The following is a 22226-nucleotide window of genomic DNA, read 5'->3' on the forward strand; positions in this document are numbered from 1 at the left end:
GCGCCGCCCGTGCCGCCCGGGGGTCAGGGTGTCGCGGCGGTCCGCACGTCATCCGAGGAGAGGCTGAGTGAATCTCGACGACTTCACCGATCTGATCGAGCGCCCCGACGGCGGGGTGCGCCGCGACGCCGAGGAGCGCCGGTCCCGGGTGGACCTGGCGCCGGGCGCGCTGGGCCGCCTCGACGAGCTGGGCGAGTGGCTGGCCGCGGCCCAGTCGGCCGCGCCGGTGCGGCCGATCAGGCGGCCCAAGGTCATCCTCTTCGCGGGCGACCACGGGGTGGCCGCGCAGGGCACCTCGGCGCGCCCGGCGGGCACCGCGGACCGCCTGGTGCGGGCCGTGCTCGCGGGCGAGAGCCCCGTCTCGGTGCTGGCCCGCGGGCAGGACGTGCCGGTGCGTGTGGTGGACATGGCGCTGGACTGCGACCCGGAGACGCTGCCCGAGGACGTGGTGCGCCACCGGGTGCGGCGGGGCAGCGGGCGCATCGACGTCGAGGACGCGCTGACGGCGGAGGAGGTGGACGCGGCCTTGCGCGCCGGGATCGCGATCGCCGACGAGGAGGCCGACTCGGGCACGGACCTGGTGGTGCTGGGCGATCTGAGCGTGGGCGGCACGACCGCCGCCGCGACCCTGATCGCCGCGCTGTGCGGCACGGACGCCTCGGTGGTCACGGGCCGGGGCGGCGTCCCCATCGACGACCTGACCTGGATGCGCAAGTGCGCCGCCGTGCGGGACGCGCTGCGCAGGGCCCGGCTGGTGCTGGGCGACCAGGCCGAGCTGCTGGCCGCGGTCGGCGGCGCGGACCTGGCGGCGGCCACCGGCTTCCTGCTGCAGTGCGCGGTACGGCACACCCCGGTGATCCTGGACGGCGTGGTCTCCGCGGCCTGTGCGCTGGTGGCGCAGCGGGTCGCGTTCCGTGCGCCGGACTGGTGGCTGCCGGGCCACGCGAGTGGGGAGCCCGCCCAGCTCAAGGCCTTCGACCGGATGGCCCTGGAACCGCTGCTCGACCACGGCGTCACGGTCGGCGAGGGCGTCGGCGCCCTGCTCGCCCTGCCCCTCGTGCGCTCCGCGGCGGCACTGGCGGCGGAGCTTCCGGAGTACGCGGCCAAGGCGGCGGAGGCGGACGGTGGCCCGCAGGCCGGGACCCCCTCAGCAGCTCCCCGGGACGGGGTTCCCGCTGCCGCGGAGGCGGCGGCCGAGCCGGCCGGGACGGCCGAGTCCGCCGGCACCACGGCCCCGGACCCGGAGTGACGGCCCGCCCGGCCCCGGGCCCCGGCGGCGAGATGGCCCCGGCAGGACCCGGCCGGGCGGCGGAGCCCGGCCGGCGTACGGCGGAGCCCGGCGGGCACGCGGGGGAGCCCGGCGGGCACGCGGGGGAGCCCGGCGGGCACGCGGGGCCCGGTCGGCAAGGGGACGGGCCGGGGCGGCAAGGGGAGGACCTGTCCCCGGCACGGGAGGACGGAGCCGCGGGCGCCCGCGGACCCACGGCGGACACCGGATCCACCGCGGAGGACCGGCCCGCGGCGCACCCGCACGGGGAGGCCCTACCCGCCGCCCGTACGCCCGGCGCCCGTACGCCCGGCGCCCGTACGCCCGGCGCCGCGGACCAGTCGTGCGCCTCCCCGGGCACCGGACCCGCCACCCCGGACAGCACGTGCACCGCCCCGGCCATCAGCCCCGCCCCGCACCCAGCGCACGCCGCCCCGGACGGCGAACCCACGAGGCCCGGCACGGGCTCCACGGTCCCGGACACCGAACCCCCCACCGCCGGAACCGGATCCCTCACCCGGCCCCCCGAGGGCCCTCCGCCGTCCGACCGCACCCCACCGCCCGGCACCGCCCCGCCCGCCGACGCCACCACCCGACCCGCCGACACCGCCCCACCTGCCGATACCACGCCACCTGCCGGTACCACCGCACCGCCCGACGACACCACCGCACCGCCCAACGACGTCCCACCCGCCGACGACTCCCCCCTCCCCCCGCCCACCCTCGCGGACGGTCTGCGGTTCGGCTTCGGGACGCTCACCGTGGTCCCCGTGGCCGTGTCCCGGTGGGACCGGGCCACGGCCGGGATCGGGATGGCGTGGGCCCCGGTGGTGGGTCTCGCCGTGGGACTGTGCTCGGCGGCGCTCGGCGGGGTGCTGCTGCTGGCGGGCTCCGGCGCGCTGCTCGCCGCGGTGGCGAGCGTCGCCGCCGGGGCCGTGCTGACCCGGGGGCTGCACCTCGACGGTCTCGCCGACACCGCCGACGGCCTCGGCAGCGGCGGCCCGGCCGAGGACGCGCTGCGCATCATGAAGCAGTCCGACATCGGCCCGTTCGGCGTGCTCACGCTGGTGCTCGTGCTGCTCGCCCAAGTGGCCGCGCTCGCCGGGCTCTACGGCCGGTCGTGGGCCGAGGGCGCCGTGGCCGCGGCGGTCGCGGCGACCGCGGGCCGCCTCGCCCTCACCCTCGCCGCGCGCCCCGGCGTGCCGCCCGCCCGGCCGGGGGGCCTGGGCGCCGCGGTCACCGGGACGGTGCCGGCGCGCCGCGGGCTTGCCGCGGCGGCGGTCACGATCGCGGCCGCGGCGGCCGCGGGGGCGCTGTTCGGGGTGCCTGGAGTGGTACGCGGCGCCCTCGCCGTGCTGCTCGCCTGCGGCGCCGCCCGGCTGCTGCGGCAGCACTGCGTGCGCCGGCTGGGGGGCGTGACCGGCGACGTCTTCGGCGCCCTCGCGGAGACCGCGGCCACCACCGCCCTCGTCGTCCTCACCTTCGTCCCCTAGCTAGGACACCCCCAGTAGCCAGGACACCCCCAGGTCCTGGGTCCTGTCATCGAACTCCCGCCGCCGCGCATGGCCGGCCGGGCCGGCGGCCGGCGCTCCCTGCCGGGGCCGGCCGAGTGGCACGACGGCGGGGGCCAGTGGCCTGCCGCGCCCCACCGGACCCGGTGCGCCCCGCCGCGTTCCGCCACCTCCCGCACCACGTCCCGCCACCTCCCGCCGGCCCCTGACGCGACCGCCCCACCCGCCACGAGCCCGCCGCACAAGCCCACCGCACAAGCCCGCCGCCCACAGGCGCCCGCGGCGCGCCCGCGGCCGCTGCCGCCCCGGCCGCCACTCCGTCAGGTCGTCGGTCGACCGTATGTGCCCACGCCGGGCGCGAGGGAGGATCGCGCGCTGCTCGCCAGGGCGTTCGTACGGTGACGGGGTCGGTCTTCGGCCACGGCCGTGGGCACACCGCCCGGCGCCGGGCGGAGGGCCGGGCGGGCCGGGTGCGGCCGGGGCGTGGCAACCTGGCGTGCACCGGGCGTCGGTGGCCGGGGAACCGGTGGTCGGGGGTTGGCGTCACGGAGCGTAGGCTCCAGGGGAGCCGGGCCCGCCACCGGACGGGTTCGGCCACCGTCCGGCCGGTCGCCCCCACCCCTCGGCCAAGGAACTCAACGGAAGCGAGATTTCACCACCGTGACTGCTCTCACTCTCAGTACCGCCGCCGCGGCCGGCCTGCGCGCCGACGCGATCGTGGTCGGTGTCGCGAAGGGCGCCAAGGGCCCGGTCGTCGCGCCCGGAGCCGAAGCCGTGGACCAGGCCTTCGACGGCAAGCTGGGCGCCGTCCTGGAGACCCTGGGCGCGTCAGGAGCGGAGGGGGAGGTGACCAAGCTGCCCGCACCGGAGGGCTTTCGCACGCCGGTGGTGCTCGCGGTCGGCCTCGGCCCGGTGCCGGAGCGCGGCGGGGACTACACGGCCGAGGCGCTGCGGCACGCGGCGGGCTGCGCGGCACGCGCGCTGGCCGGCGCCAAGAAGGCCGGCGTCGCACTGCCGCTCGCCGACGCGGCGGCGGTCGGCGCGGTCGCCGAGGGCACGCTGCTGGGCGCCTACAGCTTCGACGCGTACAAGGCGGCGGGCCGCGCGAGCTCGGGTGGCCGCAGCGGCAGGAACAGCAAGAGCGGCAAGAATGGCAAGCCGCCGCTGGCCGAGGCCACGCTGCTCGGCGGCAAGCCGCGTGACAAGGAGCACAAGGCCGCCGTCGAGCGCGCCACCGCCGTGTGCGAGGAGCTGAACCGCGCCCGCGACCTCGTCAACACCCCGCCGAACGACCTCAACCCCGAGGCGTTCGCCACCCTGGCCTCCGCCGCCGCCAAGGAGCACGGCATCAAGGTGCAGGTGCTCGACGAGAAGGCGCTCGCCAAGGGCGGCTACGGCGGCATCCTCGGCGTGGGCGCGGGCTCCGCGTCGCCGCCCCGCCTGGTGAAGCTCTCCTACACGCACCCGAAGGCCGAGAAGTCGCTGGCGTTCATCGGCAAGGGCATCACGTACGACTCGGGCGGCATCTCCCTGAAGCCGCCGGGGCACAACGAGACGATGAAGTGCGACATGGGCGGTGCCGCGGCCGTGTTCGCCGCCGTCGTCGCGGCGGCCCGGCTCGGCCTGCCCGTGAACGTCAGCGGCTGGCTTGCGCTCGCCGAGAACATGCCGTCCGGCTCGGCCCTGCGCCCGGGTGACGTGCTGCGGATGTACGCGGGCACCACGGTGGAGGTGCTCAACACCGACGCGGAGGGCCGCCTGGTGCTGGCCGACGCGATCGCCAAGGCGTCCGAGGAGAAGCCGGACGCGATCGTGGACGTGGCCACGCTCACCGGCGCGATGGTGCTGGCGCTGGGCAACCGGACCTTCGGGATCATGGCCAACGACGACGCGTTCCGGACCGCCGTCCACGAGATCGCCGAGGAGGCCGGCGAGCCGTCCTGGCCGATGCCGCTGCCGGACCACCTGCTCAAGGGCATGGACTCGCCGACCGCCGACATCGCCAACATGGGCGAGCGGCAGGGCGGCGGCCTGGTCGCGGGGCTCTTCCTGCGGGAGTTCGTCGGCGAGGACATCACCTGGGCGCACCTGGACATCGCCGGCCCCGCCTTCAACGAGCAGGGCCCCTTCGGCTACACCCCGAAGGGCGGCACCGGCACCGCGGTGCGCACCCTGGTCCGCCTGGCGGAGCGCGCCGCCGAGGGCAAGGTGCTGTAAGGGGCGCCCCGGCCGGGGCGCGGGGAACTGCGCGGGCGACCACCCCCACCGGGTGGTCCGGACACGGCGGGGACCGGCCCTTCGGGCGGCCCCCCACCGACTGGAAGGCGTGGGAGGTGCCCCCGGACCGGACGGTCTCGCCGCGGCCCTCCCCCACTGCCTTGACCGGCGTGGGAGGTACCCCGGCAGGTGCCCGCGCCCGTGAGGCGGGCCGGGCGCCCGGCGCCGCCGCCCGGCGCCGGCAGAGGCGTCGCCACGGTGCGCGGGCATGCGGTGACGGAGCGGAACACGGTGCGGCCCCCGCATCCCCGCCCCGTCGTAATCCCTGATCACGACGCATCTCACCGGCCCCGCGTCCCGCTGTCCGTCAAGAGGTGCAAAGATGGGTTTCCGGCAGGACAGGGCCCCCACCACAGGGCCGGAGAACGAGCGGCCGAACACCAGCCGACCGGGCGGACGTCCCGCACAGTCCGGGACCCCGTCGCACGGCGCACATGCATGGAGGACGTGACGTGGCGAACGACGCCAGCACCGTTTTCGACCTAGTGATCCTCGGCGGTGGCAGCGGCGGGTACGCCGCGGCGCTGCGCGGGGCGCAGCTTGGTCTGGACGTCGCCCTGATCGAGAAGGGCAAGGTCGGCGGCACCTGCCTGCACCGCGGCTGCATCCCCACCAAGGCCCTGCTGCACGCCGGTGAGATCGCGGACCAGGCCCGGGAGTCCGAGCAGTTCGGGGTCAGGGCCACCTTCGAGGGCATCGACATGGCCGCCGTCCACAAGTACAAGGACGACGTGGTCTCCGGCCTCTACAAGGGCCTCCAGGGCCTGATCGCCTCCCGCAAGGTCACCTACATCGAGGGCGAGGGCCGGCTCTCCTCGCCGACCTCGGTCGACGTCGGGGGCCGGCGCGTCCAGGGCCGCCACATCGTGCTCGCGACCGGCTCCGTCCCCAAGACGCTGCCGGGCCTGGAGATCGACGGCGACCGCATCATCTCCTCGGACCACGCACTCGTCCTGGACCGCGTGCCGAAGTCCGCGATCATCCTGGGCGGCGGCGTCATCGGCGTCGAGTTCGCCTCCGCGTGGAAGTCGTTCGGCACCGACGTCACCATCGTCGAGGGCCTGAAGCACCTCGTCCCGGTCGAGGACGAGAACAGCTCCAAGCTCCTGGAGCGCGCCTTCCGCAAGCGCGGGATCAAGTTCAACCTCGGCACCTTCTTCGAGAAGGCGGAGTACACGCAGGACGGCGTGCGGGTCACGCTGGCGGACGGCAAGACCTTCGAGGCCGAGGTGCTGCTGGTCGCCATCGGTCGCGGCCCGGTCTCCCAGGGCCTCGGGTACGAGGAAGCGGGCGTCGCCATGGACCGCGGCTTCGTCCTCGTCGACGAGTACATGCAGACGAACGTCCCGACCATCTCCGCGGTGGGCGACCTGGTCCCCACCCTGCAGCTCGCCCACGTCGGCTTCGCCGAGGGCATCCTGGTCGCGGAGCGGCTCGCGGGCCTGAAGACGGTCCCGATCGACTACGACGGTGTGCCGCGGGTCACGTACTGCCAGCCGGAGGTCGCCTCGGTGGGCATCACCGAGGAGCGGGCCAAGGAGATCTACGGCGCGGACAAGGTCGTCGCGCTCAAGTACAACCTCGCCGGTAACGGCCGCAGCAAGATCCTGCGGACCTCGGGCGAGATCAAGCTGGTGCAGGTCAGGGACGGCGCCGTGGTCGGCCTCCACATGGTGGGCGACCGGATCGGCGAGCAGGTCGGCGAGGCCCAGCTCATCTACAACTGGGAGGCGCTGCCTTCCGAGGTCGCCCAGCTCGTCCATGCGCACCCGACGCAGAGCGAGGCGCTCGGCGAGGCCCATCTGGCGCTGGCGGGCAAGCCGCTGCACTCCCATGACTGACCAGGCCGACGACTGTCGACCGGCCTCGCCCGCCCGGCCCCTGCCGGCCGGGCGGGCCTTGCTGTGCCAGCCGGACCACCGTCCCCCACTGCCCCAGGGGCGTGGGAGGTACCCCCACTGGGCGCGACGCCCTCAGACTTCCGCACTTTTCGTAAGGAGCAACTGAAACCATGGCGGTTTCCGTAACCCTTCCGGCGCTCGGGGAGAGCGTCACCGAGGGCACTGTCACCCGCTGGCTGAAGGCCGAGGGCGAACGCGTCGAGGCCGACGAGCCGCTGCTCGAGGTCTCCACCGACAAGGTGGACACCGAGATCCCCTCGCCGGCCGCCGGTGTGCTGTCCGCCATCAAGGTCGCCGAGGACGAGACCGTCGAGGTCGGCGCGGAGCTGGCGGTCATCGACGACGGCTCCGGCGCGCCCGCGCAGCCTGCCGCGCCCGCCGCCCAGGAGCAGCCCGCCCCGGCTCCCGCGCCTGAGCCCACGCCCGCGCCCGCCCCGCAGCCCGCCGCCGCGACCCCGTCGACGGAGGCCGAGCAGCCCGCCCCCGCGCCGACCGCCCAGACCGCCGCCGGCGGTGGCACGGCCGAGGGCACCGACGTGGTGCTGCCCGCGCTGGGCGAGAGCGTCACCGAGGGCACCGTCACCCGCTGGCTCAAGGAGGTCGGCGAGTCCGTCGAGGCCGACGAGCCGCTGCTGGAGGTCTCCACCGACAAGGTGGACACCGAGATCCCGTCGCCCACCTCCGGTGTGCTGCTGGAGATCGTCGTCGGTGAGGACGAGACCGCCGAGGTGGGCGCCAGGCTCGCGGTGATCGGCGCCCCGGGCGCCGCGCCGGCCGCGGCACCCGCCCCGCAGGCGCCCGCGCCCGCCGCCGAGCCGGCACCGGCCCCGGAGGCCGAGGCCCCGGCCGCCCCGGCGCAGCCCGCCCCCGCCCCGCAGCCCGCGCCGCAGGCGCCCGCCCCGCAGGCTCCCCCGGCCCCGGCCCCGGCCCCGGCGCCGGCCCCGCAGCCGCAGCCGGCCGCGCCCGCGGGCCAGCCCGCGCCGCAGGCGCCCGCCCCGCAGGCGGCCCCGGCGCCCGCCACGGCCGCGCCCAGCCCGGCCGCGGTCTCCGGCGACGAGGGTGCGTACGTCACCCCGCTGGTGCGCAAGCTCGCCACGGAGAACGGCGTCGACCTGTCGACCGTGACCGGCACCGGTGTCGGCGGCCGGATCCGCAAGCAGGACGTCCTCGCAGCGGCGGAGGCCAAGAAGGCGGCCGCCCAGGCCCCGGCGCCGGCCGCTCCGGCCGCCGCCCCGGCCGCGGCTCCTTCCAAGGTCCCGTCCCTGGAGCCGTCCCCGCTGCGCGGTCAGACGGTCAAGATGACCCGGATGCGCAAGGTCATCGGCGACAACATGATGAAGGCCCTGCACGGCCAGGCCCAGCTGTCCTCGGTCGTCGAGGTGGACGTCACCAAGCTGATGCGGCTGCGCGAGCGGGCCAAGGAGTCCTTCGCCGCCCGCGAGGGCGTGAAGCTCTCCCCGATGCCGTTCTACGTGAAGGCGGCGGCCCAGGCGCTGAAGGCCCACCCGGTCATCAACGCCCGGATCAACGAGGACGAGGGCACCATCACCTACTTCGACACGGAGAACATCGGCATCGCCGTGGACTCCGAGCGTGGGCTGATGACGCCGGTCATCAAGAACGCCGGTGACCTGAACCTCGCGGGCATCGCCAAGAAGACCGCGGAGCTGGCCGGGGCCGTGCGCTCCAGCAAGATCACCCCGGACGAGCTGGCGGGCGCGACGTTCACCATCTCCAACACCGGTTCGCGCGGCGCGCTCTTCGACACGATCATCGTGCCGCCGAACCAGGTCGCCATCCTCGGCATCGGGGCGACGGTCAAGCGGCCGGCCGTCATCGAGACCGCGGAGGGCACGGTGATCGGCGTGCGCGACATGACCTACCTGGTCCTCTCCTACGACCACCGGCTGGTGGACGGCGCCGACGCGGCCCGCTACCTGACCACGGTCAAGGCGATCCTGGAGGCCGGGGAGTTCGAGGTCGAGCTCGGTCTGTGACCGGCTGACACCACCGTGTAAGGCTCGTCTCACCTGAGACAGGCGCCCCCGTCCGGAGCACTCCGGACGGGGGCGCGGCCGTATGGTCTTCAGGTAACCCCCTGGGTCGCCGCCGAAGGAGCTCTCATGACCACGCCGGTCGTCCACTCACTGCGCGAGCAGATCCGCGAGCACATCGTGGAAGGGATTGTGAGCGGCCGCTGGCAGCCCGGTGAGCGGATCGTGGAGCGGCGGATCGCGACCGAGCTGGAAGTCAGCCAGACTCCTGTGCGGGAGGCGCTGCGGGAGCTGGAGTCCCTCCGGTTGATCGAGTCGGCGCCCAACAAGGGGGTAAGGGTGCGGAACCTGACGGCGGCGGACCTGGAGGAGAGCTACCCGGTCCGGGCGGGTCTGGAGCAGATCGCGGCCGAGCTGGCCGCCGAGCGTCTTGCGGCGGACTGCTCGGCGCTGGAGCCGCATGTGATCGCGCTCTACGACGCCGACCGGAGGTCCGACGGCACCGCACAGGTGCGGCACACCGTGGCGTTCCACCGTGAGCTGGTGCGTGCCGCGGGCAACAGCGTGCTGCTGCACACGTGGGAGGGGCTGGGCATCGAGGTCTTCACGGCCCTGTCGATCCGGTGGCTCGGGACGGTGCAGCAGTCGTACGCGGAGGAGCACGAGGCCCTGGTCGACGCGTTTCGCCGACGCGACCCGCGCATAGGCGAGCTGGTCAAGGTCCACGTCCTGGGCTGCGCGCCACGCGCCTGACGGCGCGCCCAGCCGACCCCTGGCGCCTCCGGCGCCCATGCGACTCCTCCGCGCGGGCGTGCGCACCCCACCACCCGCCGGTGGCCCGACCACGACAGCAACAGCCCCTCCGGGACAGTGACGACCCGACGGTCTCGTCGTGGCCGGCCGCGCAGTTCCCCGCGCCCCTGAGGCAGGCCGGGCGCACCGATGCCGAGCAGCACCCACCAAGGGGCGCGGGGAACTGCGTGCGCACCCCACCACCCGCCGGTGGCCCGACCACGACAGCAACAGCCCCTCCGGCACGGTGACCACCTCGACGATCTCGTCGTCGCCGGCCGCGCAGTCCCCCGCGCCCCTCAGGTGGACCAGGCGCGCCCGGCGCAGACAGCGGCCCCGGGGTCCGGGGGCACAGCGGGTAGCCGGCCGTACGCGCCTCGTAGGACTCACGTTCACCACGCGCGGCCTTGGAAACGAAGGCACCGGGTGCACATAGCCAAGGCACGCTGTGCCTACTTTGCCGCTTCCAGCAAGTTTTGCCCAGGATCCTTTGATCGATCATCGATCAGGGGCTTACAGTCATCTCTGGCTTTCAACCAAAGCCTGACGCCCTGTCCTGCCAAAGATCAAGGGCAACCCCAACCTCAGCGACGAGGACCCCCTTCGACTCCGGAAGGCGGCGACATGACCGACCCCACCCTCTCCCCGTCCCGGCTCCCCTCGGCCGGGGTGATCCCCGCCCAGCCGAGCGAGCTGGACCAGCTCCCGGACCGGGACCCGGAGGAGACGGCAGAGTGGCAGGCATCCCTGGACGCCGTCACCGAGGCGGCCGGCCCGCACCGCGCCGCGTACCTGATGCGCCGGACGCTGCAGCGCGCCGAGAGCGCCGCTCTCCCGCTGCCCCGGCTCCTGGAGACCGACTACGTCAACACCATCCCCACCGCCGCCGAGCCCACCGTGGACGGCGACGAGGCGATGGAGGCCAGGATCACCGCCTGGAACCGCTGGAACGCCGCGGCGATGGTCACCCGCGGTGCCAAGTACGGCGTCGGCGGCCACATCGCCACCTTCGCCTCCGCCGCCTGGCTCTACGAGACCGGCTTCAACCACTTCTTCAGGGGCAAGGAGGGCGACGGCAGCGGCGACCAGCTCTACGTACAGGGCCACGCCTCCCCCGGCATCTACGCCCGCGCCTTCCTCGACGGCCGGCTGACCGAGGAGCACCTGGACAACTTCCGCCGGGAGGCCGGCGGCAAGGGCGTCCCCTCGTACCCGCACCCGCGCCGGCTGCCGTGGCTGTGGGAGTTCCCCACCGTCTCCATGGGCCTCGGCCCGCTCTCCGCGATCTACCAGGCCCGCTTCAACCGCTACCTCACCGCTCGCGGCATCAAGGACGTCTCGCGGTCGCACGTGTGGGCGTTCCTGGGCGACGGCGAGATGGACGAGCCGGAGTCGACGGCCGCGCTCGCGCTGGCCGCCCGTGAGGGCCTGGACAACCTGACCTTCGTCATCAACTGCAACCTGCAGCGCCTGGACGGCCCGGTCCGCGCCAACTTCAAGATCGTGCAGGAGCTGGAGGCGCAGTTCCGCGGCGCCGGCTGGAACGTCATCAAGTCTCTGTGGGGCACCGCCTGGGACGAGCTCCTCCAGCTGGACACCACCGGAGCGCTGGTACGCCGGCTGCGCGAGGTGCCGGACGCCCAGCTTCAGACGTACCAGACCCGGGACGCCGCCTACATCCGCCGGGACTTCTTCGGCGCCGACCCCGCGCTCGTCGAGATGGCGAAGCTGCTCAGCGACGACAAGATCCTGGAGTGCTTCCACCTCTCCCGCGGCGGCCACGAGCCCCGCAAGGTGTACGCGGCGTACAAGGCGGCCCTGGCGCACAAGGGCGCGCCGACCGTCATACTCGCGCAGACCATCAAGGGCTTCACGCTGGGCCAGGGCTTCGCGTCCAAGAACGCCAACCACCAGATGAAGAAGCTGACGGTCGACGAGTTCAAGGCGATGCGGGACCTGCTCGACCTGCCGATCGCCGACAGCGCCTTCGGCGAGGGCGCGGACGGCCAGGTGCCCTACGGCCACCCGGGCGCCGACTCCCCCGAGGTGCGCTACCTTCAGGAGCGCCGCGCCGCCCTCGGCGGCCCCGCCCCGGCCCGCCGGGTCCACCCGGTCGCGCCGCTGCCCGCGCCGGCCGAGAAGGCGTTCACCGCCTTCGACAAGGGCTCCGGCACCCAGTCGGTGGCCACCACGATGGCCTTCGTCCGCCTGGTGAAGGACCTGATCCGGGACAAGGAGACCGGCAGGCGCTGGGTACCGATCGTGCCGGACGAGGCCCGCACCTTCGGCATGGAGTCCCTCTTCCCGTCCCTCGGCATCTACTCCCCCAAGGGCCAGACGTACGAGCCGGTCGACCGCGACCAGCTGATGTACTACCGCGAGTCGGAGACCGGCCAGATCCTCAACGAGGGCATCACCGAGGCCGGTTCGATGGCGGACTTCATCGCCGCGGCGACCTCGTACGCCACGCACGCCGAGGCGATGATCCCGTTCTACATCTTCTACTCGATGTTCGGCTGGCAGCGCACCGGCGACCAGATGTGGCAGCTCGGTGACCAGCTCGGCCGGGGCTTCCTCGTCGGCGCCACCGCGGGCCGCACCACGCTCACCGGCGAGGGCCTCCAGCACGCGGACGGCCAGTCGCCGCTGATCGCCGCGACGAACCCGGCGGCGCTCACCTACGACCCGGCGTTCGCGTACGAGATCGCGGCCATCGTCAAGGAGGGCCTGCGCCGGATGTACGGCGAGCTGTCCGACAGCATCACCGCCGAGACCGAGGACGACCGCAACGTCTTCTACTACCTCACCGTCTACAACGAGCCGATGCCGCAGCCCGCGAAGCCGGCTGGCGTGGACGAGGGCATCATCAAGGGTCTGTACCGCTTCAACACCGCGGAGTCGGCGGGCCTGAGCGTCCCGGCGGGCGCCCCGCGCATCCAGCTGCTGGGGTCCGGCACCGCGATCCACTGGGTGCTCGCCGCGCAGAAGCTGCTGGCCGAGGAGTGGGGCGTGGCCGCGGACGTGTGGTCGGCCACCTCGTGGGGCGAGCTGCGCCGTGACGCGATGGCCGCGGACGAGGCGGTGCTGCGCGGCGAGGAGAAGGTGCCGTACGTGCGGCAGGCGCTGGCCGGGGCGGAGGGTCCGGTGCTGGCCGTCAGCGACTACATGCGGCAGGTGCCCGACCAGATCGCGCAGTGGGTCGAGCAGGACTACACCTCCCTGGGCGCGGACGGCTTCGGCCTCTCCGACACCCGGGACGCGGCCCGCCGCCACTTCGGTGTGGACGCGGAGTCGGTGGTCGTGGCGGCCCTGGCCCAGCTCGCCCGCCGCGGCGAGGTCCCGGCCACGGCGGTCAAGGAGGCCCGCGGGCGGTACCTGGCCTGATTGCTCCGGGTATCGCGCATCGCCTACCACGCCCACCTGCTGTCCCCGGTCAGGTGGGCGACTGGTTACACCCGATGGCTCCACACACTCACGGCTGTCCCATGAGGTATGCCCCTGGGTAATGGCTCGTCTCACAAGGCGTCGGGCTTTGGCTAAAGCTTTACACGCTAAGCTGACCGCCTGAGCGCACACATCTCCTTGCAGGCCAACTACTGCCTACCAACCCTGACTGAGTGCCATACTTGGTACTCTTTGATCTTCCTGGAGCTTTGCCTCGAGTCTGTCCAGCTGTTTCCCTCGTTGTGGTTTCACCTGGACAGATCATGACGTAATAGTGCAGGACAGGATGTTCATCAACGCATAGGCATCGCCGACCGCAGAGCAGTCGGCCGAAACGGAGATTGGATGCTCACTAGGTTGGAGGTCCATGGGTTCAAAAATCTCTTGGACCTGTCTATCGATTTCGGACCTTTCACTTGCATCGCCGGCGAGAATGGGACCGGGAAGTCTAATGTCTTCGATGCCATTCAGTTCCTATCCTTTCTTGCCGATCGCTCCATGATGGAAGCAGCCCAGGAGGTCCGCGGCGTTCATGGCGAGCGCCACGGCGATCCACGCGATCTCTTCTGGAAAGGTTACAATCCCGGGCATCACCGAATGCGCTTCGCCGCCGAGATGATTGTCCCAACGGAGGTACAGGACGATTTTGGCCGGGTAGCAGAACCCACCACATCCTTTCTAAGGTATGAACTGGAGATTGGCTACCAGGAACCTTCTGGCCTAGATCGATTTGGCCGCCTGACACTCCTTCGCGAGGATCTCCGACTCATTAAAAAAAGCGACGCGAAAGATCATCTACTATTTCCACACAGCGCTGCACATTTTCGAAATAGGGTGATTATCGGCCACCGCAGCGGGGCTCCATATATCTCCACGGATACTGACGCCGCGTCGGGCGAGCCTATCGTCAAGATCCACCAGGATGGCGGTAGCCGCGGCCAGCCAAAACCCGCTGCGGCTTCTCGCGCGCCGGCGACAATCGTTTCAACGATCACATCCAGCGATGACCCCACGATTCTCGCTGCGCGGCGAGAAATGGAGTCCTGGCGGCGGCTCGCCCTTGAGCCCTCTGCACTACGCAGCGCTGACCGCTATATGGATCCACAGTCCATGGATGTCGACGGCTCCCACTTGCCAGCTGCGCTCTACCGTGTCGCTCACACTTCATACGACGGTGAACCGGACCCGGAACGGGTCTACGCACGTGTGGCCGGCCGTCTATCTGACCTGACGGGCGTACAAGTTCGAGATCTTGGCATCGACCAAGATGAGGTGCGTCAGCTTCTCACTGTTCAAGTTCGCGAAGCGGACGGATCCCTGCTACCAGCCCGCAGTCTGTCTGAAGGAACCCTTCGCTTCCTTGCCCTGTGTGTGCTACTCGAAGACCCAAGCGTACGAGGCATGATCTGCATGGAGGAGCCTGAGAACGGCATCCATCCAGCCAATCTAAATCCCATGGTTGAGCTTGTACAGGATCTCGCCGTCGACCCTAAACAGCCCCCGGGGCCGGATAATCCATTTCGGCAGGTCCTCATCAACACGCATTCCCCCGGAGTAGTGCAGCTGGTGTCACCTGCCGATCTACTCTTCGCCGACACGGCCATGTACAACGCAGTGGAGAATGTCACGTCACGCAGCCTGCGTCTCCGTCCGCTCGCTGGTACTTGGAGGGCGGCCGGAGGGCGGCGAGATTATGTCACGAAGGCAGACATCCTGCCTTACCTGACCACGCCGCCAGGCGCCCAGATCACCCTCGACTTGGGGGTAGCATGACTCTACGTGTCCTTTTTACGGGGGAGGGATCGAGTGATAATGGACTCGTTCCTCATATTGAAAGAGCGGCAGCTGAAGCAGGTATCCGAGCAGCTGTCACGGCGCCGGATTTTGGACGTCTGGGGCTAGTTGATTGTCATGCCGTCACAGATAAGTTGCGGGCAGTGCAGAGCCTCGGGGACACGTACGATCTAGTTGTTGTGCATCGTGACGCGGATCGCGTAGGTGCTAAGGAACGACACGTAGAGATCACGCAAGCCATGACGACTGTGTGGCCTAGCCACCCGTATATTGCAGTAGTTCCAGTACGCGCTATCGAAGCCTGGTTGTTGGTTGACGAGACGGCTATCCGACGAGTCGCCGAGAACCCTAATGGGCGTATGCGACTTGACCTACCCAAAAAGTCCTCTATCGAGAGAATCAACGATCCAAAAAAACTACTGCAGGATTCACTGGCCGTTGCCAGCGGCCTTTCAGGTCGCCGTCTCGCCACCTTCCGCAGTCGCTTTCCACGCCATCGCCAAAAGCTCCTTCAAAGTCTTGATCCGAGCGGGCCCGTATCCCTTCTTCCATCATGGCGTATCTTTATGGAAAACCTCCGAACAGCGCTGTCGAAGTTTTAGCGTCAAGATTCCACGGCCGCGCTGCGGTGCACGGCCGCAGGGTCACGGCAGCCCCATGGTGCCCCGCACGGCGGCGAAGACCCGCAGCGCCCGAGCCTGAAGCGCAGTGTGAACCCGGTATCCGCAGTCCTTGCACTCCGTGGACGTCACCCGAGCCGACTTTCATCATACGTATCTCCCCGCCCGGCGGGAGCAGCGGCGCCACGATGACCCCATGCGCGCTGCCCGTCTCATCAGAATGGTGCTGCTCCTGCAGTCCCGGCCCAGCATGACCGCCGCCGAGCTCGCCGGGGAGCTGGGCGTCTCCGAGCGCACCGTCACCCGCGACGCCCAGGCGCTCTCCGAGGCGGGCATCCCGGTCTACGCGGACCGCGGGCGCGCCGGCGGGTACCGTCTGGTGGGCGGCTACCGCACCCGGCTGACGGGGCTGGCCCGCGGCGAGGCGGAGGCGCTGTTCCTGTCCGGAGTGCCGGGCGCACTGCGCGAGATGGGCCTGGAGGACGCGGCGTCGGCAGCCCGCCTGAAGGTCTCCGCCGCGCTGCTCCCCTCACTGCGCGACGCCTCCCGCACCGCGGCGCAGCGCTTCCATCTGGACGCCCCGGGCTGGTTCCGCGAGCCGGCCACGCCCGCGCTGCTGCCCGCCGTGGCGGACGCCGTCTGGGCCGACCGCCGTATCACCGCACGCTACCGCCGCCGCGCGGACGGCACCGGCGGCCCGGACGACCGCGAGGTGAGCCGCACGCTGGAGCCGTACGGCCTGGTCCTCAAGGCCGGCGTCTGGTACCTGTGTGCCCGCGCGGTCCCCGACGGTCACCCGGCCCGGGACACCGCCCCGGACCCCGGCGCCGGGCGTCATCCCGCAGGCCAGGCCCCGGACGCCGTCCGGAACCGGCCGGCCGGCCGGACCTCGGACACCGGCCCTGACCCGGCACCGGGCACCGCCCCGGCTTCCACCGCCCACCAGCCCCCGGGTACCGGTTCCCCCGGGGCGTTCCGCGTCTACCGTCTCGACCGGTTCACCGCCGTCGTCCCCGCTCCGGAGGACGACCGGTTCGAGCGCGACGAGGCCTTCGACCTGCCGTCGTTCTGGGCGGAGCAGGCCGCGCGGTTCGCGCGTGCCATTCTCCGCGCGACGGTGGTGGTGCGGCTCACGGCCGCGGGCGTCCGTCTGCTGCCGCACGCCGTCGATGCGGTGGGCGCCCGGGAGGCGCTGGCGGCCGCACCGGCCCCGGACGCGGAGGACCGGGTGACCGTCACCCTGCCCGTGGAGTCGGAGGACGTCGCGTACACGCAGCTCCTGGCGCTCGGCCCGGAGGCGGAGGTGCTGTCCCCCGCCGGGCTCCGCAGGCGCCTCGCCGAGGCGGCCGAGCGTACGGCCGCGCTGTACCGCTGACGGCGGTCACCGGACACGTCACCCGCCGGGCCCGGGGCCCCGTGAGCCGCCCGCCGGGCCCGGCGGGGGCGCGGGGCGCTGTCCCACCACGTCACGGCGCCCCGGGCCGCGCGGCCTTCCCCTCTGCCCCCGCCCCTCCCCCCGGGGAGTGGAGGAGCCGGTACGCGGGTGGGCGCACGGCTGGTCCGCGGCGCCGGGCGCCCCACCTCTCACCGGTACTCCTCCGCCGAGCGGTCCGCCCCGCCCAGCGCCACCTCCGCGATGTACGCCTCGGCGTCCGGCCGCGAGCCGTCCACATCCGTGAAGCCGTACTCCTTGGCGAGGCCGCCGCTGGAGAGCGAGGTGCCGTTGAACCGCGCCCGGTCGGGGTCGGCGGCCAGGGCCACCAGGGCGCGGGCGACGAAGACGGGGGACTCTGAGATCGCGAAGTGCGGGTCCGCGGCGATGCCGTCCCGCCAGCTCTCCTCGGTGACCCCGAAGTGGTCGAGCAGCTGCTCCGAGCGGAGGAACCCGGGCGTCAGCGAGACGGCGGTCCCGCCGACCCCCGCCAGCTCCGCGCCGAGCGCGAGGGCCATGCGGATGGGCGCGGTCCTGGCCAGGTCGTAGAAGAAGGCGCCGCGGTAGCCGCGGTTGGACTCGGCCGTGCCGTCGGTGACCTCGACGACCAGCCCGCCAGGGCGCCGTACCAGCAGCGGCAGCGCGAGGCGGCTGGTGATGATGTGCGCGCGGACACCGAGGTCCAGCATCCGCAGCCCCTTGTCGAGGTCCGCCTCCCACAGCCTGCTGCCGAAGTCGATGAGGTGCTCACCGCCCCACAGGTCGTTGACGAGGATGTCCAGGCGGCCCTGCTCCCGCTCGACGCGGTCGACGACGGCACGCACCTGGTCCGGCTCCAGATGGTCGGCGGGCACCGCGATTCCCGTCCCGCAACCGCCGGCTCCGGCCTTCCCCACCGCATCGGGGGCGTGGGAGGTGCCCCCGGCGGCGCGGACCAGTTCGGCGGTCTCCTCGATCGTCTCGGTGGCCCTGCCCACCTCGCTGACGTGCTGCCGTGTGGTGCGTCCTGTGACGTAGACGGTGGCTCCGGCGCGGCCCAGCTCCACGGCCATGGCGCGGCCCGCGCCCCGGGTGGCGCCCGCGACCAGCGCGAGGCCGGCGAGCGGCTGTGTGTTCTCCATGGGCGCAGCCTGGCAGCCAATGCCGACATCCTCTGTCGCCCTTTTCCGCGTTCCGCCACGGCTTCTTGGGCCCTCCCCCAACCGCCGCCGCCCCCGCCTCCACCGCCCCACCCGCCGCGCACCGGCCGGGTGCGGGGCACGCGCCGGGCCACGTGCGGGTGACACCGTTGACGTCCTGGCATGACAAAGAAGGGTGCATCCGCGGTACTCCGCGTGCATCGCCCACCTCCAGGGCCGATGCTTGTCCCGTGATGGACGAGACGGAGTTCTGGGAGATCGTCGACAGCACCCGCGAGGGCGCGGGCGGCGACCCCGACGAGCACGCCGAGCTGCTCGTCGAGCGGCTGGTGCAGTACGACCCCGAGTCCGTCCTGGACTTCGCCCGGCACTTCGAGGCGCGCTACAACCGCGCCTACCGATGGGACCTGTGGGGCGCCGCGTGGCTGCTGCTGGGCGGCGCGAGCGACGACGCGTTCGACTTCTTCCGCTGCTGGCTGATCGGCCAGGGCAGGGAGGTCTTCGAGGGCGGCGTGCACGACCCGGACTCGCTCGCCGAGCTGCTCGACGACTTCGACGAGGAGGTCGACGGGGACGGCGAGGAGCTGGGGTACGCCGCCGACGAGGCCTATGAGCAGCTCACCGGCACCGTCGCCCCGGACCTGGGCCTGCCACCCGCGCCGGCGGAGCCGGAGGGCACGCCGATCGAGTTCGAGGACGAGCTGGCGCTCGCCCGGCGGTACCCGAGGCTGTGGGAGCGGTTCGGAACATAGCGGTCAGAGCATGGGGGGCACGGCACGGCGAGTCAGGGCACGGTGGGCCAGAGCACGACGGCTCAGGGCACGATGAGCCAGAGCACGACGGCTCAGAGCCGGCGGCCCATCAGCACGTCGTCGACGTACTCGCCGTCGAGATAGAACTCCTCCGGCTGCACGCCCTCGACGACGAACCCCGCCGACTCGTACAGCGCACGCGCCGGTGCGTTGTGCCCGAGGACGCGCAGGGTGATGCGCCGCGCGCCCTGGCGGCGCGCCTCCTCCACCGCCGTGTCGAGCAGGGCACGGCCCACTCCCCTGCCGCGCGCGTCCCGTGCCACCGCGAGCCCCCGGATCCGCCGCACATGGGCGTTGGAGGCCAGGGGCGTGGGGAAGCCGAGCCTGATGTAGCCCACGACCCGGCCGTCCAGCTCGGCGACGAGATGGTCCCGGGGCCGGCAGTTCTCGTCGAAGAACGGCCCGTCGGGCGGCTCGGCGGGGGGCTTGACGGCGTGCAGCGTGGACCAGGTGTCGCGGTCGAGGCGGCTCAGGGCCAGGTCGTCCGCCGCCCGGGCGAGGCGTATACAGGGGCCGGACAGGTGCGCCATGCCCGCTACTGTACGGCGCCGCCGCGCGCAGGTGGGCCGGGTGGGCAGGATGGGGGCATGGACGGAACTCGGATCGCGGTGGCCGGCGCGTCCGGCCTGATCGGCAGCGCCCTGGTCCGCTCGCTCGGCGCGGACGGGCACGAAGTGGTGCGGCTGGTGCGCAGGGCTCCCCGGGGGCCCGACGAGGTGCGGTGGGCCCCGGAGCGGCAGGAGGTCGACGCGGCGGGGCTCGACGGCTGTACCGCCGTCGTCAACCTGGCCGGCGTGGGTATCGGGGACCGCCGCTGGACCGAGGCGCACAAGAGGGCGGTGCGCGACAGCCGGGTGCTGGGCACCGCCGCGCTCGCGGAGGCGGTGGCCTCGCTCGACGAGCCGCCGGAGGTCTTCGTGAACGGCAGCGCGGTCGGCTTCTACGGCGACACGGGCGAGCGGGCCGTGGACGAGAGCGCCCCGCCGGGGGACGGGTTCCTGGCGTCGCTGTGTGTGGCGTGGGAGGAGGCCGCGGCGGCCGCCCAGGAGGCGGGCGTGCGGACCGTGTTCGCCCGCAGCGGGCTGGTCGTGGCGCGCGAGGGCGGTGCGTGGTCGCGGCTGCTCCCGCTGTTCAGGGCGGGCCTCGGCGGGCGGCTGGGGGACGGGCGGCAGTACTGGAGCTGTATCGCGCTGCATGACGAGGTGGCCGCGCTGCGCCATCTCATCGACACGCGGGAGCTGTCCGGGCCGGTCAACCTGACCGGCCCCGAGCCCCGTACGAACCGTGAGGTGACCGCCGCCATGGGCCGGGTGCTGCACCGCCCCACGCTCCTCACCGTGCCCGCGCCGGCCCTGCGCCTCGCCCTCGGCGAACTGGCCGGCGACACGCTCTCCAGCCAGCGGGTGCTGCCCGCCAGGCTCCTGGAGTCCGGCTTCTCGTTCGCCTTCCCGGACATCGAGGACATGGTGCGGGCGGCACTGGGCTGAGGGGCGCCCGGGACCGGCCGTGGGACGGGCGGGCCACGGGACCGGCCGTGGGACGGGCAGCCACGGGCGCACGCGGCCGGTCCTTGCCCCGTCCGCGGGCCACGGGGAGGGCCGTGGACGGCCATGCGGACTGTTTCCGTCGCTATGCGACCACCGTGCGACCGTGCCCGGTTGATGCGCGACTTCCGCTTGACGGATTCGCGCCTACTCTCGACGCAAACTCGGGTAATCCGTACGCCTGTTGGGGCATTACCGCCGCCAGCAGCCGCGCAACCTCGGGGAGGCCATGTGCTTGAGCCTGAGCGCCATGCGGACGTCGTCATCGTCGGAGCCTCGGTCGCCGGGCTCTCCGCCGCTCACCAACTCGTCAGGGCGGGGGTGCAGCCCGTCGTCCTGGAGGCGCGCGGCCATCCCGGGGGCCGGATGTCGACGGAGAAGGTGGACGGCTTCCGGCTGGACAGAACCGGCCGGCTGCTGCTCGCCGCGCCCCAGGAGCTGCGCCGGAACCCGGGCCTGGACGGGCTGGTGCTCCGGCCGTTCGCGCCGGGTGCCATGGTGTACAGCGACGGCCGTCTGCACCGGACGGGAGAGCCCCTCGGCGCCTGGGGACATCTCCCGGGCTCTGGGCACTGGGGGAGCACAATGGGCGCACGGACCGCGGCGCGCGCCCTGGTCCATGTACCGCGCGCCCACCGTCCGGGGGCCCTCGGTGGTCCGCTGGAGCAGGCCAGGCTCGGCGCGGCGCTGGCCCGGCTCGCCGCGACTCCGGCCCACCGGTTGCTCGCCAGGCCGGAGCGTCCGATGGGGCAGGCGCTGGCCGCCCGGGGCCTGCCCGGCCGGGTGGTGGAGGGGGTGCTGCGGCCACTGCTGGCCGCGCTGCTGTGCGATCCGGAGCTGGTGACGTCCAGCCGGTGTGCGGACCTCGCGCTGGCCGCCTTCGCGCGCGGCCGGCTCTGCCTCACCGAGGGGGGTGCGGACGCGCTGCCGGACCGGTTGGCGGCCGAACTGCCACCGGGCACGGTGCGTACCGGGGTGCGGGTCACCGCCGTGTCGACCACGTCGGTGACCACCGAGGAGCACGGGGAGATCGGCTGCCGGGCGGTGCTGCTGGCCACCGGCGCCCGTTCGGCGGCCGAGCTGCTGCCGGGGCTGCGGGTGCCGGCGTCGCATCCGGTGACGGTGCTGCACCACGCGGCCGCCGAGCCGCCGTTCGCGGGGCCGGCGCTGCTCCTCGACGCGGACCGCGGGGGTCCTGTGGCCCACACGGCGGTGGCCAGCGAGGTCGATCCGTCCCGGGCGCCCGCGGGCCGTGTGCTGGTCACGACGACGGTGCTCGGGGTTCCGCCGGCCGACCTGGACCGGCTGGTGCGCCGGCAGCTCGCCACGCTCTACGGCACGTCGACGGCCGGCTGGGAGCTGCTGGCCGTGCACCACGACGCGGAGGCGGTGCCTGCGATGCCGCCGCCGCACGACATGCAGCGGCCGGTGCGGCTGCTGGCGGGACTGTATGTGTGCGGGGAGCACCGGGACACGTCCACGGTGCAGGGCGCGCTGCGTTCCGGCCGCCGCGCGGCCCACGCCCTCCTCGCCGACTTCGGCCCACCCCAGGACCAGCCCACGGACCCCCTCCCAGCGGCCGCCTGACGCCCCGGGAGCCCCCGACGGGTGCCGCGCCCCGGAAGGGGCGCGGGGAACTGCGCGACAAGCCCCAACGAGACGCGAGGGTCGCCACCGCCCCGAAGGGGCAACCCCTGCC

The 22226-nt window shown here is 72.9% G+C and carries 14 protein-coding genes; 12 read left to right on the forward strand and 2 right to left on the reverse strand.

Features of this window, described 5'->3' with window-relative positions; translation table 11 throughout:
- Positions 1-67 precede the first annotated feature (67 nt).
- From cobT to ACSMXW_RS06915, 9 genes are all read left to right on the forward strand, one after another.
- Positions 68-1249 (forward strand): nicotinate-nucleotide--dimethylbenzimidazole phosphoribosyltransferase, encoded by a 1182-nt coding sequence (gene cobT / locus ACSMXW_RS06875; protein WP_485804578.1) that lies wholly within the window; start codon positions 68-70, stop codon positions 1247-1249.
- A 779-nt stretch (positions 1250-2028) separates the two neighbouring features.
- Positions 2029-2760 (forward strand): adenosylcobinamide-GDP ribazoletransferase, encoded by a 732-nt coding sequence (locus tag ACSMXW_RS06880; RefSeq protein ID WP_485807863.1) that lies wholly within the window; start codon positions 2029-2031, stop codon positions 2758-2760.
- Positions 2761-3438: 678 nt separating this feature from the next.
- Positions 3439-4995: a leucyl aminopeptidase gene (locus ACSMXW_RS06885; protein WP_485804579.1), complete on the forward strand. Its 1557-nt coding sequence runs from the start codon at positions 3439-3441 to the stop codon at positions 4993-4995.
- A gap of 512 nt (positions 4996-5507) precedes the next feature.
- Positions 5508-6896 (forward strand): dihydrolipoyl dehydrogenase, encoded by a 1389-nt coding sequence (lpdA, locus tag ACSMXW_RS06890; RefSeq protein ID WP_485804580.1) that lies wholly within the window; start codon positions 5508-5510, stop codon positions 6894-6896.
- Positions 6897-7066: 170 nt separating this feature from the next.
- A complete protein-coding gene (sucB, locus tag ACSMXW_RS06895; protein WP_485804581.1) occupies positions 7067-8953 on the forward strand; it encodes a 2-oxoglutarate dehydrogenase, E2 component, dihydrolipoamide succinyltransferase in 1887 nt (628 codons plus the stop codon).
- Positions 8954-9079: 126 nt separating this feature from the next.
- The gene (locus tag ACSMXW_RS06900; protein ID WP_485804582.1) at positions 9080-9703 is read left to right on the forward strand and encodes a GntR family transcriptional regulator; all 624 of its coding nucleotides are present in this window, start codon (positions 9080-9082) and stop codon (positions 9701-9703) included.
- A gap of 663 nt (positions 9704-10366) precedes the next feature.
- Complete coding sequence (gene aceE / locus ACSMXW_RS06905; protein WP_485804583.1) at positions 10367-13126, forward strand: pyruvate dehydrogenase (acetyl-transferring), homodimeric type; 2760 nt, start codon at positions 10367-10369, stop codon at positions 13124-13126.
- A gap of 405 nt (positions 13127-13531) precedes the next feature.
- Positions 13532-14959 carry an AAA family ATPase gene (locus ACSMXW_RS06910; protein ID WP_485804584.1) on the forward strand — a complete coding sequence of 476 codons (1428 nt, stop codon included), beginning with the start codon at positions 13532-13534 and terminating at the stop codon, positions 14957-14959.
- Positions 14960-15796: 837 nt separating this feature from the next.
- A complete protein-coding gene (locus tag ACSMXW_RS06915) occupies positions 15797-16975 on the forward strand; it encodes a helix-turn-helix transcriptional regulator (protein WP_485804585.1) in 1179 nt (392 codons plus the stop codon).
- A 209-nt stretch (positions 16976-17184) separates the two neighbouring features.
- Here the strand turns inward: ACSMXW_RS06915 and ACSMXW_RS06920 are convergent, their stop codons facing one another.
- Positions 17185-18153, reverse strand: a complete 969-nt coding sequence (locus tag ACSMXW_RS06920) for an SDR family NAD(P)-dependent oxidoreductase (RefSeq protein ID WP_485804586.1) — start codon at positions 18151-18153, stop codon at positions 17185-17187.
- A gap of 251 nt (positions 18154-18404) precedes the next feature.
- Between ACSMXW_RS06920 and ACSMXW_RS06925 the strand changes: the two genes are divergently transcribed.
- Positions 18405-18923, forward strand: coding sequence for a DUF4240 domain-containing protein (locus ACSMXW_RS06925; protein WP_485807864.1), 519 nt, complete (start codon positions 18405-18407; stop codon positions 18921-18923).
- Between the two features lie 92 nt (positions 18924-19015).
- Here ACSMXW_RS06925 and ACSMXW_RS06930 read toward each other — a convergent pair whose 3' ends face one another.
- Entirely contained in the window at positions 19016-19513 is a 498-nt protein-coding gene (locus ACSMXW_RS06930) for a GNAT family N-acetyltransferase (protein WP_485804587.1), read from the reverse strand.
- A gap of 57 nt (positions 19514-19570) precedes the next feature.
- Here ACSMXW_RS06930 and ACSMXW_RS06935 point away from each other — a divergent pair, with 57 nt between their 5' ends.
- Together ACSMXW_RS06935 and ACSMXW_RS06940 are read left to right on the forward strand one after the other, a co-directional pair.
- Positions 19571-20470, forward strand: coding sequence for a TIGR01777 family oxidoreductase (locus ACSMXW_RS06935; protein ID WP_485804588.1), 900 nt, complete (start codon positions 19571-19573; stop codon positions 20468-20470).
- A gap of 288 nt (positions 20471-20758) precedes the next feature.
- Positions 20759-22114 (forward strand): NAD(P)/FAD-dependent oxidoreductase, encoded by a 1356-nt coding sequence (locus ACSMXW_RS06940; RefSeq protein ID WP_485804589.1) that lies wholly within the window; start codon positions 20759-20761, stop codon positions 22112-22114.
- Positions 22115-22226 lie beyond the last annotated feature (112 nt).

The sequence above is a fragment of the Streptomyces sp. DSM 116793 genome, assembly GCF_057320905.1.

Coding starts and splice junctions, on each gene's coding strand:
- ACSMXW_RS06915 (WP_485804585.1), top strand. CDS start 15,797: ATGCGCGCTGCCCGTCTCATCAGAATGGTGCTGCTCCTGCAGTCCCGG.
- ACSMXW_RS06925 (WP_485807864.1), top strand. CDS start 18,405: ATGGACGAGACGGAGTTCTGGGAGATCGTCGACAGCACCCGCGAGGGC.
- ACSMXW_RS06900 (WP_485804582.1), top strand. CDS start 9,080: ATGACCACGCCGGTCGTCCACTCACTGCGCGAGCAGATCCGCGAGCAC.
- ACSMXW_RS06930 (WP_485804587.1), bottom strand. CDS start 19,513: ATGGCGCACCTGTCCGGCCCCTGTATACGCCTCGCCCGGGCGGCGGAC.
- ACSMXW_RS06910 (WP_485804584.1), top strand. CDS start 13,532: ATGCTCACTAGGTTGGAGGTCCATGGGTTCAAAAATCTCTTGGACCTG.
- sucB (WP_485804581.1), top strand. CDS start 7,067: ATGGCGGTTTCCGTAACCCTTCCGGCGCTCGGGGAGAGCGTCACCGAG.
- ACSMXW_RS06935 (WP_485804588.1), top strand. CDS start 19,571: ATGGACGGAACTCGGATCGCGGTGGCCGGCGCGTCCGGCCTGATCGGC.
- ACSMXW_RS06920 (WP_485804586.1), bottom strand. CDS start 18,153: ATGGAGAACACACAGCCGCTCGCCGGCCTCGCGCTGGTCGCGGGCGCC.
- aceE (WP_485804583.1), top strand. CDS start 10,367: ATGACCGACCCCACCCTCTCCCCGTCCCGGCTCCCCTCGGCCGGGGTG.